The 14,323-nt window shown below is 63.5% G+C and carries 16 protein-coding genes; 7 read left to right on the top strand and 9 right to left on the bottom strand.

Annotated features, from left to right (window positions below):
• Positions 1–89 precede the first annotated feature (89 nt).
• From FJ977_RS31720 to FJ977_RS31710, 3 genes are all read right to left on the bottom strand, one after another.
• Positions 90–476, bottom strand: a complete 387-nt coding sequence (locus FJ977_RS31720) for a DUF2794 domain-containing protein (protein WP_140776111.1) — start codon at positions 474–476, stop codon at positions 90–92.
• Between the two features lie 469 nt (positions 477–945).
• Positions 946–1,356, bottom strand: a complete 411-nt coding sequence (locus tag FJ977_RS31715; protein WP_246683381.1) for a DUF559 domain-containing protein — start codon at positions 1,354–1,356, stop codon at positions 946–948.
• A gap of 65 nt (positions 1,357–1,421) precedes the next feature.
• On the bottom strand, positions 1,422–2,207 hold the full coding sequence (locus tag FJ977_RS31710) for a thioredoxin family protein (RefSeq protein ID WP_140776109.1): 786 nt from the start codon (positions 2,205–2,207) through the stop codon (positions 1,422–1,424).
• A 179-nt stretch (positions 2,208–2,386) separates the two neighbouring features.
• Between FJ977_RS31710 and FJ977_RS31705 the strand changes: the two genes are divergently transcribed.
• Positions 2,387–3,070: a ceramidase domain-containing protein gene (locus FJ977_RS31705; protein ID WP_140776108.1), complete on the top strand. Its 684-nt coding sequence runs from the start codon at positions 2,387–2,389 to the stop codon at positions 3,068–3,070.
• Positions 3,071–3,129: 59 nt separating this feature from the next.
• On the opposite strand, the gene acnA is transcribed toward FJ977_RS31705, so the two are convergent.
• Positions 3,130–5,820 carry an aconitate hydratase AcnA gene (gene acnA, locus FJ977_RS31700; RefSeq protein WP_140776107.1) on the bottom strand — a complete coding sequence of 897 codons (2,691 nt, stop codon included), beginning with the start codon at positions 5,818–5,820 and terminating at the stop codon, positions 3,130–3,132.
• 285 nt (positions 5,821–6,105) lie between these two features.
• Here acnA and ccmA point away from each other — a divergent pair, with 285 nt between their 5' ends.
• The 4 genes from ccmA to FJ977_RS31680 all read left to right on the top strand — a co-directional run bounded on the left by ccmA (position 6,106) and on the right by FJ977_RS31680 (position 8,259).
• On the top strand, positions 6,106–6,732 hold the full coding sequence (ccmA, locus tag FJ977_RS31695; protein WP_140776106.1) for a heme ABC exporter ATP-binding protein CcmA: 627 nt from the start codon (positions 6,106–6,108) through the stop codon (positions 6,730–6,732).
• Position 6,733: 1 nt separating this feature from the next.
• Positions 6,734–7,399 (top strand): heme exporter protein CcmB, encoded by a 666-nt coding sequence (gene ccmB, locus FJ977_RS31690; RefSeq protein ID WP_140776105.1) that lies wholly within the window; start codon positions 6,734–6,736, stop codon positions 7,397–7,399.
• A 117-nt stretch (positions 7,400–7,516) separates the two neighbouring features.
• The gene (ccmD, locus tag FJ977_RS31685; protein ID WP_140776104.1) at positions 7,517–7,684 is read left to right on the top strand and encodes a heme exporter protein CcmD; all 168 of its coding nucleotides are present in this window, start codon (positions 7,517–7,519) and stop codon (positions 7,682–7,684) included.
• The gene (locus tag FJ977_RS31680; RefSeq protein WP_140776103.1) at positions 7,681–8,259 is read left to right on the top strand and encodes a DsbE family thiol:disulfide interchange protein; all 579 of its coding nucleotides are present in this window, start codon (positions 7,681–7,683) and stop codon (positions 8,257–8,259) included. Before ccmD ends, FJ977_RS31680 begins: the two co-directional genes overlap by 4 nt.
• Positions 8,260–8,480: 221 nt before the next feature.
• On the opposite strand, the gene FJ977_RS31675 is transcribed toward FJ977_RS31680, so the two are convergent.
• Positions 8,481–8,645: a hypothetical protein gene (locus tag FJ977_RS31675; RefSeq protein ID WP_140776102.1), complete on the bottom strand. Its 165-nt coding sequence runs from the start codon at positions 8,643–8,645 to the stop codon at positions 8,481–8,483.
• A 296-nt stretch (positions 8,646–8,941) separates the two neighbouring features.
• Here FJ977_RS31675 and FJ977_RS31670 point away from each other — a divergent pair, with 296 nt between their 5' ends.
• The gene (locus FJ977_RS31670) at positions 8,942–9,862 is read left to right on the top strand and encodes an SMP-30/gluconolactonase/LRE family protein (RefSeq protein WP_140776101.1); all 921 of its coding nucleotides are present in this window, start codon (positions 8,942–8,944) and stop codon (positions 9,860–9,862) included.
• Between the two features lie 171 nt (positions 9,863–10,033).
• Entirely contained in the window at positions 10,034–10,240 is a 207-nt protein-coding gene (locus FJ977_RS31665) for a 4-oxalocrotonate tautomerase family protein (protein WP_013892236.1), read from the top strand.
• A 44-nt stretch (positions 10,241–10,284) separates the two neighbouring features.
• On the opposite strand, the gene FJ977_RS31660 is transcribed toward FJ977_RS31665, so the two are convergent.
• The 4 genes from FJ977_RS31660 to ftsY form a co-directional block, all read right to left on the bottom strand.
• On the bottom strand, positions 10,285–10,815 hold the full coding sequence (locus FJ977_RS31660) for an NADPH-dependent FMN reductase (RefSeq protein WP_140776100.1): 531 nt from the start codon (positions 10,813–10,815) through the stop codon (positions 10,285–10,287).
• 40 nt (positions 10,816–10,855) lie between these two features.
• Positions 10,856–11,476 (bottom strand): pyridoxamine 5'-phosphate oxidase family protein, encoded by a 621-nt coding sequence (locus FJ977_RS31655; protein ID WP_140776099.1) that lies wholly within the window; start codon positions 11,474–11,476, stop codon positions 10,856–10,858.
• 97 nt (positions 11,477–11,573) lie between these two features.
• Positions 11,574–12,248, bottom strand: a complete 675-nt coding sequence (locus FJ977_RS31650; protein WP_140776098.1) for a septation protein A — start codon at positions 12,246–12,248, stop codon at positions 11,574–11,576.
• Positions 12,249–12,292: 44 nt separating this feature from the next.
• Complete coding sequence (gene ftsY / locus FJ977_RS31645; RefSeq protein WP_140776097.1) at positions 12,293–14,323, bottom strand: signal recognition particle-docking protein FtsY; 2,031 nt, start codon at positions 14,321–14,323, stop codon at positions 12,293–12,295.

The raw sequence follows: 14,323 nt of genomic DNA, 5'->3' as shown, positions 1-14,323 counted from the left end.
GAGGAACTGAAGAAGAAGGCGGTTTCTTCAGGCGTCGAGCCTTTTCTTAAGTTCCTCAGTTCCTGAGTTCCTCAATTCCAATTGTCCGCTCAAGCTCCCACAACCCTGAGCTTGTTGTCGAAGACGCCGAGCACGCGGCCGAGTTCTTGCCCGCGCTTGAGGATGCGGCCGCCGGCGGCGATAACGGCGAAGGCGCCCTGTTTGCGGGCCAGTTTCGGATCCTTGACGATCTGGAACAGCGGCACTTCGCTGGCCCGGCGGAAGACGGAAAACACGGCCCTGTCGGTGAGATGATCGATGGCATAGTCGCGCCATTCATTGGCGGCGACCATGCGTCCGTAGAGCCTGAGGATCTGGTCCAGTTCACGCCGGTCGAAGCGCACAGGCTGGTCGAGGCGCTCATGTCGCGCCTCGTGCAGCGGGATCAATATTGCGGATGCGTCACCATCCCCCGTCCCGCCGCTGTCGTCGCTCATGCCTCGATCCTTCAAAATGAATCTTTGCCAACCAAAGTTGGCCCCTTCGCGCTGCAATTGCAAGAGCCGGCGAAGCGGTGCGGCGGCGCGCCATTTCTGCCACGTCCAGTCACTTTTGTAACGCAGCCTGTTGGAATTGGTGATGCTTCGCCACATTTCTGCCTTTTTTTATCCGCGCTCATGCCCCAATGTCCGACGAATTTACCCGTGTTGCCTGAGACGGTTCGGTCCGGCACCGGCTCGTAAACCCCAAGCCCCCCGCCCACGGGTCAGCGTCGGATCGAACCAACCTCGGTTTTTCCTTGGAAAAATCAGGTGCGACGATCCCAAAACCTAAATGACCGGCGTCAGAAGCAAGCTGACGTCGGTTTTTTGTTGGCCTTTTTCCTTCTCCCCCTGTGGGAGAAGGTGGATCGGCGCGCAGCGCCGAGACGGATGAGGGGTGTTCCAGCTTGACGCCGGCGTTCGATCACCGCCACCGTTGCAGGTTGAGATCCTGTACGTAGGCAATGATGGTGTCGCAAACGCCGTTCAAATCCTTCAGCACGTCGTCGCTCCAAAAGCGCAACACACAAAAGCCTCTCGCTTTCAGTTCCGCACTACGTGTGTTGTCGTAAGATGATTCAGCGTGTTGGCTTCCATCAATCTCGACAATCAGTCCTGCCTCGACGCAGACAAAATCGGCAATGTACTTTCCGACCGGCATCTGGCGCCGGAATTTCATCCCGTCGAGCCTGCGGCCACGCAGCTCTTGCCAAAGCCTGTCTTCCGCTTCCGTCATGTCGCGCCGAAGGGAGCGAGCGAAGCGACGTTTTGGCTGGTGGAACTGGCTGATGCGGCATTGCGCAAGATTAGTTCGACGTTGCGATCCGTCCAGCACCCCTCATCCGTCTCGGCGCTATCGCGCCGATCCACCTTCTCCCACAAGGGGAGAAGGAAGAGGCGTTACGGCTTGTGGATGAAGGCGGCGCCGAGGATGGGGCCTGGCATGCCGTCCTTGCCGACCGACTGCAAAAGGACGGCGCAGCCGCCCTTCTTGGTGATCTCGCTCAACGGCAGTTCATAGCGCTGCGCCTTGCCGTGCCACATGCCGGCGGTCTGGATGCTGGTGACGGCGTTCCAATAGGTCATCTTGCGGCCGGAGTTCTCGCCCTGGGCGATCTTGACCGTCTGCGGCGGCTCGAAATAGACGATCACGACATGGGCATCGTTGGGTCCGGTGCCGGCGTCGCCTGCATCGATGATCACGCGGTCGCTGGTACGGCTGATCTTGATTGGCACATGCATGCCTTCGCCGGATTTCGCCATGCGGGCGAGCGCGCCGTTGACCTCGCCACGATTGGCGCCGTTGACATGCACGCGGCCATTGAGGACGGCCTGCGGCGTATAGACCGAGCGGCTGCCGAAGGCGCGCATATAGTCATTCTGCCGCTCGGTGTTTTCCTTGCGGCTCAGCGTGTCCTTCCAGCCGAGATAGTCCCAATAATCGACATGGTAGGAGAGCGCGACAATATCTTCCCTGGCGGCGAGTTCGGCGAAAAACGCGTCGGCCGGCGGACAGGAACTGCAGCCCTGGCTGGTGAACAGTTCGACCACGCCGAGCGGCTTGTCGGGCTGGGCTCTCTCGGCCTGGATTCTTTCGGCTTCGCCGGCATGGCCGGCATCGGCAAAAGCCGAGAAGGCCAGCGCAAACGCTGCCAGCCACAGTGATCTTCGCCAGGCCATGACCATTCCAATTCCCGCCGGTGGCGCCGGCTTTGTTTTGATTGGTTGAAATATGTGGCAGAAGCGGAAGTCAACGGGAAGTCACGTTGCGGTGAAATTTTTGCCATTGCAACCGAAGGTAAGGGCGCAATAGGAGAGACACTGCATTTCACGACGTGGTTCGATTCGGGGATGGCATCATCACCATGTGGCAAACTCTCCTGACCCCTGTCGATCTCTATTGCGAGCGGACCGGACCTGGACTTTGGGCCGAGCCGACGAATGCTTTGACTAACCTTGCTTTCATTATCGCGGGACTATGGGGTGTGCGGGAAGTACGCCGACTGAAAACCGGGACCTTCGCTGAAGTGCTGGCCTGGTGGGTGGTGGCGATCGGCATCGGCTCGACGATCTTCCATACCTTCGCCACCAAGGGCACGGTCTGGGTCGACGTGCTGCCGATCGCCGGCTTCACGCTGGCGTACACGCTGTTCAACCTGCGCCGCTTCCTCGGGATGGAATGGGGCAAGGCGATCGCGATCTTCGTCGTCTTCTATGCGGTGGCCGGGGCCATAAGTTTCGCCGTGCCGGATTGGCTGCGCCAGGCGTCAAACGGCACGACGGGCTACCTGCCGCCGTTCCTGGCGCTCGCCTTCTTCGGTATCTGGGTGACGGTGAGCGGCAACCGGGCCGGCTGGTACAATCTGACCGGGTCGGCGATCTTCGTGGTGTCCGTCATCTTCCGCATGATCGACCCGATGGTCTGCGCCAGCTTTCCGCTCGGCACGCATTTCCTGTGGCACATCTTCAACGGGCTGATGCTGGGCGTACTGCTGGCCGCCGCGGCGCGGTATGGCGCGCCGAAGGGCAGTAGGGCAGTAGGGCAGTAGGGCAGTAGGGCAGTAGGGGTCTTGCCTCCCTACTCCCTTACTGCCCTATTCCCTTCCGATTATGCCGCCAAGTCGCGCAGCACGTACTGCAAAATGCCGCCGTTCTTGAAGTAGTCGAGTTCATCCAGCGTATCGATGCGGCAGATGATCGGCACGTTCTTCACCGAGCCGTCGCCATAGGTGATCTTGGCGGTCATCGTCTGGCGCGGCTTGATGGCGCTCAGGCCGTCGATCTCGACCAGTTCGTCACCCTTGAGGTTGAGCGAGGCCCACGAGGTGCCTTCCTCGAAGACAAAGGGGATGACGCCCATGCCGACGAGGTTCGAGCGGTGGATACGCTCGAAGGACTGGGCGATGACGGCGCGGACACCGAGCAGGTTGGTGCCCTTGGCCGCCCAGTCGCGCGACGAGCCGTTGCCGTATTCGACACCGGCGAAGATGACCAGCGGCACGCCTTCCTTCTTGTATTCCATCGCTGCGTCGTAGATCGATTCCTCTTCCTTCGACGGGTAGTGGATGGTGTAGCCGCCCTCGCGTCCGTTCTCGCCCAGCATGTGGTTGCGGATGCGGATGTTGGCGAAGGTGCCGCGCATCATCACCTCATGATTGCCGCGCCGCGTGCCGTACTGGTTGAAGTCGGCGACGCCGACGCCATGGTCGGTGAGGTACTTGCCGGCCGGCGAGGCGGCCTTGATCGAACCCGCCGGCGAGATGTGGTCGGTGGTGATCTTGTCGCCGAACAGGCCGAGCACGCGGGCGCCCTTGATGTCGCCGATCTTGCCGAAACCGGCGGTCATGCCGGCGAAATAGGGCGGGTTCTGCACATAGGTCGAGTTGTCGTCCCAGGCATAGGTCTGGCCTTCCGGCGCCTTGACGTTCTGCCAGTACTCGTCGCCCTTGAAGACGTCGGCATATTTGCGGGCAAACAGCTCGCGGGTGACGTTCTTCTCGATGAACTCCTGGATCTCTGCCGAGCTTGGCCAGATGTCCTTGAGGTAGACCGGATTGCCGTTCTTGTCCTCGCCGAGCGGCTCGGTGGTGAGGTCCTTTGTCACGGTTCCAGCCAGCGCGTGCGCCACGACCAGCGGGGGCGAGGCGAGGTAGTTTGCCTGGACGTCGGGCGAGACGCGGCCTTCGAAGTTGCGGTTGCCTGAGAGCACCGCGGCGGCAATCAAACCCTTATCGTTGATGGTCTTGGAGATCGGCGCCGGCAGCGGGCCGGAATTGCCGATGCAGGTGGTGCAGCCGAAGCCGACCAGGTTGAAGCCGATCTGGTCGAGTTCCTTCTGCAGGCCGGATTTCTCCAGATATTCGGCGACCACCTGGCTGCCGGGGGCGAGCGAGGTCTTCACCCAGGGCTTCTGCTTGAGGCCGAGCCGGTTGGCGTTGCGGGCGAGCAAGCCCGCGCCGATCAGAACGCTCGGATTCGAGGTGTTGGTGCACGACGTGATGGCTGCAATGACGACGTCGCCATGGCCGAGGTCATGGTCGGTGCCTTCGACGGCGTAGCGCTTGGAGATCTCCGCCGCTTTCTTGTATTCGGTCTCCATCGCCTTGGCGAAGCCGTCCGGAATGCCTTCCAGCGCGACACGGCCCTCGGGACGCTTGGGGCCGGCCATTGATGGCACGACGCTGCTCAGCTCGAGTTCGAGCAGGTCGGTGAAGACCGGGTCGGCCGAGCCCGCCTCGCGCCACATGCCTTGCGCCTTGGAATAGGCTTCGACCAGCGCGATGCGGCTTTCCTCGCGGCCCGACATCGTCAGGTAGCGGATGGTCTCCGAATCGACCGGGAAGAAGCCGCAGGTGGCGCCATATTCGGGCGCCATGTTGCCGATGGTGGCGCGGTCGGCCAGCGTCATGTTGGAGAGGCCCGGGCCGAAGAATTCGACGAACTTGCCGACGACGCCCTTCTTGCGCAGCATCTGGGTGACGGTCAGCACCAGGTCGGTGGCGGTGACACCTTCCTTCAGCTTGCCGGTGAGGCGGAAGCCGATCACCTCGGGCAGAAGCATGGAGACGGGCTGGCCGAGCATGGCCGCCTCGGCCTCGATGCCGCCGACGCCCCAGCCGAGCACGCCAAGGCCGTTGATCATGGTGGTGTGCGAATCAGTGCCCACGCAGGTGTCGGGATAGGCCGTGGTTTCGCCATCCTCGGTGTTGGTCCACACGACCTGGCCGAGATATTCGAGGTTGACCTGGTGGCAGATGCCGGTGCCGGGCGGCACGACGCGGAAGTTGCGGAATGCCTGTTGGCCCCATTTCAGGAACTTGTAGCGTTCCTCGTTGCGCTCGTATTCGAGCTCGACGTTGCGGGCGAAGGCCATCGGCGTGCCGAACTCGTCGACGATGACGGAGTGGTCGATGACGAGGTCGACCGGCACCAGCGGGTTGATCTTCTGCGGATCGCCGCCGAGCGAAGCCATGGCGTCACGCATCGCGGCAAGGTCGACCACGGCCGGAACGCCGGTGAAATCCTGCATCAGCACGCGGGCCGGGCGATAGGCGATCTCGACGCCGGCGGTGCCCTTGTCGGTCAGCCAGCCGGCGACCGCCTGGATCGATTCCTTGGTGACGGAGCGGCCGTCCTCATTGCGCAGCAGGTTTTCCAGCAGCACCTTCATCGAATAGGGCAGCTGGGCGATGCCGGTGAGGCCGTTCTTCTCGGCCTCGACGAGGTCGAAATAGACATATTCGGTACCGCCCGCGGTCAGTGTGCGGCGGCAATTGAAGCTATCGAGGGATTTTGACACGTGCGATCCGTCCTTGTCTGTTCAGCCTGAAAGGGAACGGACGCCGATGGCATGCAATCACGCGCAAAGGTGCGGGTACGGCCATTTCCGCTGTCCGCTCCCAAGCAACCCGAGCCGTTCAAGGCGGCGCGTGCGCTGGTTCGGCGCAAATTCTGTTCCCGCGCCGACCGCTGGCACGGATGCACCGCATATAGAGAATTTTCTGGAATAGTTCTAGACAGTTGGAGAGCAAATTTGTGCGATGCGGCAGCGCTCGCGAAACATTGTTTTCAGGGCGGGCGGGGAATGCGGCTTATCGCCGAAAATCTGGGCGGCGAACGCGGCGGCGAGGCGGTGTTTTCCGGCATTGGCTTCGACCTCGGGGATGGCCAGGCGCTGGTCGTCACCGGACCGAATGGATCAGGCAAATCAACCTTGCTCAGGATCATCGCCGGGCTGCTGCCGAAGGCGGAAGGTCGACTGCTGATAGAAGACGGCGGCGATGACTTTCCCTCGATTGCCTCGGCCTGTCACTATCTCGGTCACCAGAATGCGATGAAGACCGCGCTGAGCGTCACGGAAAATTTGCGCTTCTGGCGCGACTTCAACGGCGATGGAGATGTCGGGGTCGAAGAGGCGCTGGAAACGGTCGGGCTTGGTGGCATCGGGCATCTGCCGTTCGGCTATCTGTCGACCGGGCAAAGGCGCCGCGCGGCGATCGCGAAACTCCTGGTCAGTCACCGGCCATTGTGGCTGCTCGATGAGCCGACGGCGGGGCTGGACAAGGCCTCGGAGGAGCGATTCGCGGGGCTGATGACGAGGCATTGCCGGTCTGGTGGGATGATCGTCGCGGCGACGCATCTGCCGCTGGGGATCGAGGGAGCGAAGGAATTGGCGATGGGGCATTCACCCTCCCCACGAGGGGGAGGGTGAAGTGCTAGCCCTCTTCCTGCGCGATATCCGCCTCAACATCCGCGCCGGCGGCGGTGCGCTGACCGGCGTCATCTTCTTCCTCGCCGTCATCGCCACCATCCCCTTCGGTGTCGGGCCGGACCTGAAGCTGCTTGCCCGCATCGGTCCGGCGATCCTGTGGATCGGGGCTCTGCTCGCCTGCCTGCTCGGGCTCGACCGGCTGTTCCAGGCCGACCGCGAGGACGGCTCGCTCGATCTCCTGGTGCTCGGCAACGACCGGCACATGCTGGCGCTGACCGTGCTGGTGAAGTGCCTCGCGCATTGGGCGGGCAGCGTGCTGCCGCTGGTCATCGCCGCGCCCCTGCTCGGCCTGTTCATGAACATGGAGCCGCTCGCCATCAGCGCCACGGCGCTCACGCTTCTGGTCGGCACGCCGGCCATCACCTTCATCGGCGCGGCAGGTGCGGCCGTCGCGGTGGCGCTGCCGCGCGGTGGACTTCTGATCTCCGTGCTGGTGCTCCCCCTGACCATACCGGTGCTGATCTTCGGCGTTTCGGCGAGCTATGGCGCGACGGCAAATCCCGATCCGTTCCTGCAGCCCTTCCTCATTCTTGCCGCGCTGACCTTGTTTCTTGCCGTGCTGGGGCCGGTCTCGGCGGCGCTGGCCTTGCGGCATGGAACGGATTGATGTCGCCGAAGGCTCGAAGGCCGCGACGCGGCGTCCGATTGCGAAGCCGATGGCGCGAAGCTAAGGGAAGGTCATGATCGGGTACGGTGAAATGATAGCGGGAGGGGAGCGAGGCGCATGAGTGCACACGCGCTCTACGTCACCGCGGCCTATGGCATCACCGCCATTGTGCTGGCCGGGCTGATCGTCTGGATCCTGCTCGACCAGCGGGCCCGCAAGCGCGAACTCGCCGAACTCGAAGCAGCCGGCGTGCGGCGCCGTTCCGACAAGGTGGCCACGCCATGAGCAGCGAAACCGAAACGCCGACGCGCGGTCGACGCCTGTTCGTGCTGTTGCCGCTGCTGGTCTTCCTCGGCCTTGCCGGCCTGTTCCTGTCGCAGCTGCTTTCCGGACGCGATGTCTCGGAAGTGCCGTCGGCGCTCATCGGCCTGCCGGCGCCGCCGACAAACCTGCCGGCGCTGGAGGGCTCGAACCTGCCGGGGCTGGATTCGAAAGCGTTCGCCGGCAAGGTGACGCTGGTCAACGTGTTTGCGTCATGGTGCGCGCCGTGCCGGGAAGAGCACCCGGTGCTTCTGGCGCTGTCGCAGGACAAGCGATTCGTGATGGCGGCGCTGAACTACAAGGACCAGCCGGAAAACGCCCGCCGGTTCCTCGGCGACCTCGGCAATCCGTTCCAGGCGATCGGCGTCGACGAAGCCGGCCGCGCGGCGATCGACTGGGGCGTCTATGGCGTGCCGGAAACCTTCGTCATCGGCAAGGACGGCAAGATCGCCTACAAGCATGTCGGCCCGCTGACGGCGGAGTCGGCCCGGGATCTGCTGTTGCCTCAGATCGAGAAGGCGCTGGCAGCGCCGGGTTAAGCGCACCCCCTTCTTTCGTCATTCTAGGGCGAAGCAAGGAGCGAAGCGACGCGGCGCAGACCCTAGAATCCATGCCGGGACGTTGGTGACAGGCAAAGCGAACCAGGATTGGGGACTCTTCGCCGCGGATAGAACCGCTGTTCCGAGCCGCTGCGTTCCTCGCTGGCGTCGCGGCATGGATCCTCGGGTCAAGCCCGAGGATGACGAACGCGCGAGGGAGATCAGCCGTAGATCTGCTTGTGGATCTGGTAGAGCATTTCCGAGCGATCGGCGCGCATGTCGGCCAGATCGCGGCTCGAGAAGCTGTCGATTTCGGCGACGAGGCGGTTGTAGTGCTTGCGCTTGGCGATGCTGCTGCGAGCGCGGTTCATGAGATCGTTGAACATAGCAAGGGTTCCTTTCGTGCCGCGTTTGTCGCGGCCGGTTGTTCCTCCCTTGATCGATACGGAGCATGACATAGGAATGGTGCATTGCAAAAAGAAGATGTTGCAATGCACCATTGCACGCAGCGCATAGCCGGTTAATCGAGTCCTAAGGTGCGTCGCGGCCGCACGGTCGTGGGCCGGCCGAGCCGCATGGCAGCTTCTTCTCCGTTTTGTCATACAAATTGCGAAGGCGCCGTCTTGCCAGATCGATCGCAGGCTGGCTTGATCTGCCGTCACGTGATGCCGGGAGGAAATGCATGGCGGCCGCAGACTATTATGAAGTTCTCGATCCGCGCTTCGCGCGCCTGTTCAATGGCAGCGCGCAGGTGGAGAAGCTGTTCACCGGATGCCGCTGGGCGGAGGGGCCGGCCTGGTTCGCAGCCGGCCGCTATGTCGTCTGGTCCGACATTCCGAACAACCGCATGCTGCGCTTCGACGAGACGGACGGCAGCGTCAGCGTCTTCCGCCAGCCCTCGGGCAATTCCAATGGCAACACCGTCGACCGGCAGGGCCGGCTGGTCACTTGCGAGCATTCGGGCCGCCGCGTCAGCCGCACCGAGCATGACGGCTCGGTCACCACCATCGCCGCCAAATGGAAGGGCAAGCGGCTGAATTCGCCCAACGATGCGGTGGTGAAATCCGACGGCTCGATCTGGTTCACCGATCCGAGCTACGGCATCGACACCGACTATGAGGGCGACAAGGCCGAGAGCGAGATCGGCGCCTGCCACGTCTACCGGGTCGATCCCGATAGCGGGGAGGTCGAGGCCGTCATCACCGACATGGTCAGGCCCAACGGGCTTGCCTTCTCGCTCGACGAGAGCCTGCTCTATGTCGTCGACACCGGTCGCACGCATGGCGCCGAGAACCCGGCGCATATGCGGGTGTTCAATGTCGGCAAGCATGGCAAGAAGGTTTCGGGGGGCAAGGTCTTCGCCGACTGCACGGCCGGCCTGTTCGACGGCTTTCGGCTCGACGCCGACGGACGCATCTGGACCAGCGCCTTTGACGGCATCCATTGCTACGATCCGGACGGGACGCTGATCGGCAAGGTCAAGGTGCCCGAGGTGACCGCCAATTGCGTGTTCGGCGGCGCCAAGCTGAACTGCCTCTACATCGCGGGCACCACCTCGCTCTATTCGGTGCGGCTGATGGTGAACGGGGCCAAGACCTATTGAGGCTGCTGGACACTCTTCTTTGGCGGGTTTTGATGGCGCTCCTGCGCATAAAAGTGGCGCCCGCCGCGCCGAAGTTGCCGAAGTTGCCGAAGCGGCCACCATTCAGTCCGTCGGAGAGGCTTTCAAAGCAGCTTCTTGCCGGGAACCAGAGAAACCCAAGGGGAGAGCGTCATGCCATTCGTCAACATCCGCATCGTCAAGGAAGTGATCGCCGCCGATCCGGCAGGCAAGAAGGCTGATATCGCCAAGAAAGTCACGGCGGCCATCATGGATGCCACCGGGCTCGGCAATGACGATGTCTGGGTGGTTTTCGAGGAGGTCAACGCCCGCGACTGGTACGTCGGCAAGACTGATGTGGAGACGCTGCGGAAGGGGTAGCTCTTCCCTTCTCCCCTTCTGGGAGAAGGGAAAGGCTGCGCCGCTCAATGCGAGCGGATGAAATCCGCGAAACCCTGCACCGCATTGCGCATTGCCAGCACCTTTTCCGGCTCAGCCAAAATGGCCTCCATCTCCGCTGGCTTCTTGCCGAGCAGGGCGATCTCCAACCCACCATCATACATCGCGAACGACATGGTGCGCATGATCTCGGCCAGCGCCGCCCGGGCGAACAGCGAGCGGGGCGAGGCGTGGGCCAGCATGGCCGGTTTGGCGACGGCGGCGTCGCGCGAGACCAGCCAGTCGAGCGCGTTCTTCAGCCCGCCCGGCACACCATGGGCATATTCGGGACAGGAGACGATGAGGCCGTCGGCGCCGGTGACGGCGTCGATCAACCTGGAGGCTTCGCGCGGCGTGCGCTCGCCCTCGTCGTCCGGATTGAAGATCGGCAGGCGGCCGAGCCCGTCATGGACGGTGACACGGCAGCCGGCCGGCGCGTTGCGCGCCAATGCCGCGAGCAAGGCCGAATTGGTGGAGGCCGCCCGCAGGCTGCCGGAGATGGCAATGATGTTCAGCACAGTCGGCGAGGCCAGTTCGGACGAATCGTGTCCGAAAAGCCTACCACATGGTCTGCTTGTAATCGTCGTCGAGCCAGCGGTCGGTCGCCTCGGCCGAATCGGCGAGCGCCAGCTGGTCGCGCAGGATCTGACCGAGTGTCGGCAGCGTGGCACGGTCGTACCAGCTCTCCGGCTTCCACAGATCGGAGCGCATGAAAGCCTTGGCGCAATGCATGTAGGTGGCCTTGACGGCGACGACGATGACACTTTGCGGCTCCTTGCCGTCGACGGCCAGGCGCTCGCGCAGATTGGCATCGACGGTGATGCGGGCATCGCCGTTGACGCGCAGCGTCTCGTTCATGCCGGGGATGAGGAAGAGCAGTCCGACCGAGGGATTGCGCAGGATGTTCTCCAGCGTATCCAGCCGATTGTTGCCTGGCCGGTCGGGAATGGCGATGGTGCGGTCGTCGAGAATGGCGGCGAAGCCTGGCTTATCGCCCTTCGGCGTCACGTCGGCATTGCCGGCGCCGTCGGACGAGCCGATCAGCACGAAGGGGCTCTTGCCGATGAAGGAACGGCAATGGCCGTCGAGCGCCTTCAGCTCCTTGCGGATCGAGCCGTCAGTCGGGCGCGGCGTCTTGTAGATCGTCCGCAATTCCTCGCGTGTGGTGACGAATTCCATGGCTCTCCCCCCTCTTTTTTAGTTTGACGCAATTCCCTAGGGAAACCGCGATGCGGTTTTCCCGGGAAAACCGCTTCACACTTTTCCTGGAATTGCTCTACTTGCCTGCCTTCTCTTCCCCGCTCGCCTTGTCGTCCAGCGAATGGCGCAGGATCAGCGGCATCTGGCTGAAGGTGAACAAAAGCGTGATCGGCATGATGCCCCAGACCTTGAAGGTAACCCAGGCATCGGTGGAAAAATTGCGCCACACTACTTCGTTGACGACGGCCAGGAACAGGAAGAACAGGCCCCAGCGGAAGGTGAGTTTTTTCCAGCCTTCGGCATCCAGCTTGAAGGCTGAATCGAAGACATAGCCGAGCAGCGACCTGCCGAAGAACAGGCCGCCGAGCAGCACGCCGCCGAACAGTGTGTTGACGATGGTCGGCTTCATCTTAATGAAGATGTCGTCCTGCAGATAGAGCGTCAGCGCGCCGAAGATGAAGACGACGACGCCCGAAACCATCGGCATGATCGGCAAGGTGCGGGTCAGCAGCCAGGAGGCGATCAGCGCGATGGCCGTGGCGGCCATGAACAGGCCGGTGGCGACGAAGATCGGGCCACCGAATTCGCCCAGGACAGGGAATTTCTGCACCAGCCATTCGCCGCGCGCATTGGCGAAGAAGAAGACCAGCAGCGGCCCAAGCTCCAGCACCAGCTTGAGCAGGGGATTGACGCCTTCCTTCTTCTCTTTCTGCGGGTCGGACGGATCGCGTTCGAGAATAGGTGGGTTCATGATCTTCCTTCTTACGCACGATCCCGTTCACAGGGATCATGCCGTTACGCCACTCCAGCGATCGCCCTGGCGAATTCGCTTGCCGAGAAAGGCTCGAGGTCGTCGACCTGTTCGCCGACGCCGATGAAATAGACAGGCAATTTGTGCTTTGCCGCGATCGCCACCAGAATACCGCCGCGCGCCGTGCCGTCCAGCTTGGTCATCACCAGGCCGTTGACGCCGGCGATGTTGCGGAAGATCTCGACCTGGTTGAGCGCGTTCTGGCCGGTGGTGGCGTCGACCGTCTGCAGCACGGTGTGCGGCGCTTCCGGATCGAGCTTGCCCAGCACGCGCACGATCTTTTCCAGCTCCGCCATCAGTTCGGTCTTGTTCTGCAGCCGGCCGGCGGTGTCGATGATCAGCACGTCGGAGCCGGCCTCCTTGGCCTTCTCGAAGGCGTCATAGGCGAGGCCCGCCGCATCGGCGCCGAGCTTGGAGGCGATGACAGGCGATTTCGTGCGCTCGCCCCAGATCTTCAGCTGCTCGATGGCGGCCGCGCGGAACGTATCGCCGGCCGCCAGCATCACCGACAGGCCGCCATCGGTCAGTTTTGCCGCGAGCTTGCCTATGGTGGTTGTCTTGCCGGTGCCGTTGACGCCGACCACCAGGATGACATGCGGCTTGTGCGAGAGGTCGAGCTCCAGTGGCCGGGCGACAGGGGTCAGCACCTTCTCCACCTCGGCGGCCATGACGGTGCGCACGTCCGTGTCGGAGACATCCTTGCCATAGCGGCTGGCGGCCAGCGCGTCGGTGATACGAAGTGCTGTCTCCATGCCGAGGTCGGCGCGGATCAGCACATCCTCCAGGTCCTGCAGCGTCTCCTCATCGAGCTTCCGTTTGGTGAAGACGCCGGCGATGTTGCCGGTGAGTTCGCGCGACGAACGGGCCAGCCCGTCCCGCATGCGCTGGAACCAGGAGCGCCTCGGCGCCGGCTCCGGCGCTTTTTGCGGCTCGGCCTTCTGCTCGACCTTCTTGGCGACGGTCACCTTGCCGGGGGCGGGTTTCGGCTCCGGCGCTGGCTGTGGGACGGGCTGCGGCTCGGGCGCGATCTCGGCAATGACGGGCTGCGCCTCGACCGGCGCGGGTGCAGCTTCGACCGGCGTGCGCTTTACCTCCCCCTCGATGGGGGAGGTCCCGAGCGCAGCTTGGGGGTGGGGGTGACTGGCGTCGGCGCTGTCACCCCACCCCGCCGCTTCGCGTCGACCCTCCCCATCGAGGGGAGGGTGAGGCGTCGGCGCGGCTTCGGCGAGCGGCGCTACTTCCTTGATGTCCGCAAGAGGAGGCAAAGGCGCTTGAGGGGCGGCGCCAGCCTCTGAAGTCGGCTGTGCGGAAGGAGCCGCCGCCGGCGGCACTTCGACCGGTGCTGGTATCTCGACCGGAGCCTCGGCAGGCGTCGCCGGCACTTCGATTGGCGCCGGTTCGGGCTGCCTTTCCGGGCGCGGCGGCGCAATCTCCGGCTCGGCTGGCGCCGGGGCAGGGACTTCTTGCGGCTGCGGTTCAGGCGTGGGCTCCGGAGTTTCCGGGGGAAGCGGAATTTCCTCGGGCGTCGGCGGCTCTGGAGGCTCTGGCGCGGGGGTCGGTTCCTCCTGCGGCGCGGGCTGCGGCAGAGGTTCCGGCTCGGCTGGAACGGTCGGTTCCGGCGCCGGGGGTATGGTTGGAGCGGGCTCGGGTTTAGGCTCCTCGACAGGCGCCGGTTCTAGTGACGGAGCTGCATCTGGCTCGGCCGGTGCGCCCTTTACCTCCCCCTCGATGGGGGAGGTCCCAAGCGAAGCTTGGGGGTGGGGGTGACTGGCGCTGGCGTCGGCACCATCACCCCTCTCCGCCACTTCGTGGCGACCCTCCCCATCGAGGGGAGGGTGGGGCGCTGGTTCTGGCGCGTCGCGCTTCAAGAACTCCGGAACGACCTGTTCGGCCGCAGGCTTCAGCGCATCGAGCTGGTCCCATTTGATCGGCGGCAGCGGGGCGGTCTCGTCGATCCGCTCCTCGACAACCTCTTTCTTGCCGAACGAAAATATCTTCTTGAAAAAACCAGCCAT

Source organism: Mesorhizobium sp. B2-1-3A, assembly GCF_006442655.1.
In the GTDB taxonomy this organism is placed as follows: Bacteria; Pseudomonadota; Alphaproteobacteria; order Rhizobiales; family Rhizobiaceae; genus Mesorhizobium.
Note: the sequence above shows the minus strand (reverse complement) of the source record. Positions and strands in the feature narration are given on the sequence as shown.

Bases quoted from the DNA above. Each gene is read 5' to 3' on its own strand.
- FJ977_RS31720 (WP_140776111.1), bottom strand. From the start codon at position 476: ATGAGCGACGACAGCGGCGGGACGGGGGATGGTGACGCATCCGCAATA.
- FJ977_RS31710 (WP_140776109.1), bottom strand. From the start codon at position 2,207: ATGGTCATGGCCTGGCGAAGATCACTGTGGCTGGCAGCGTTTGCGCTG.
- FJ977_RS31705 (WP_140776108.1), top strand. From the start codon at position 2,387: ATGTGGCAAACTCTCCTGACCCCTGTCGATCTCTATTGCGAGCGGACC.
- ccmA (WP_140776106.1), top strand. From the start codon at position 6,106: ATGCGGCTTATCGCCGAAAATCTGGGCGGCGAACGCGGCGGCGAGGCG.
- ccmD (WP_140776104.1), top strand. From the start codon at position 7,517: ATGAGTGCACACGCGCTCTACGTCACCGCGGCCTATGGCATCACCGCC.
- FJ977_RS31680 (WP_140776103.1), top strand. From the start codon at position 7,681: ATGAGCAGCGAAACCGAAACGCCGACGCGCGGTCGACGCCTGTTCGTG.
- FJ977_RS31675 (WP_140776102.1), bottom strand. From the start codon at position 8,645: ATGTTCAACGATCTCATGAACCGCGCTCGCAGCAGCATCGCCAAGCGC.
- FJ977_RS31670 (WP_140776101.1), top strand. From the start codon at position 8,942: ATGGCGGCCGCAGACTATTATGAAGTTCTCGATCCGCGCTTCGCGCGC.
- FJ977_RS31665 (WP_013892236.1), top strand. From the start codon at position 10,034: ATGCCATTCGTCAACATCCGCATCGTCAAGGAAGTGATCGCCGCCGAT.
- FJ977_RS31655 (WP_140776099.1), bottom strand. From the start codon at position 11,476: ATGGAATTCGTCACCACACGCGAGGAATTGCGGACGATCTACAAGACG.
- FJ977_RS31650 (WP_140776098.1), bottom strand. From the start codon at position 12,248: ATGAACCCACCTATTCTCGAACGCGATCCGTCCGACCCGCAGAAAGAG.
- ftsY (WP_140776097.1), bottom strand. From the start codon at position 14,323: ATGGCTGGTTTTTTCAAGAAGATATTTTCGTTCGGCAAGAAAGAGGTT.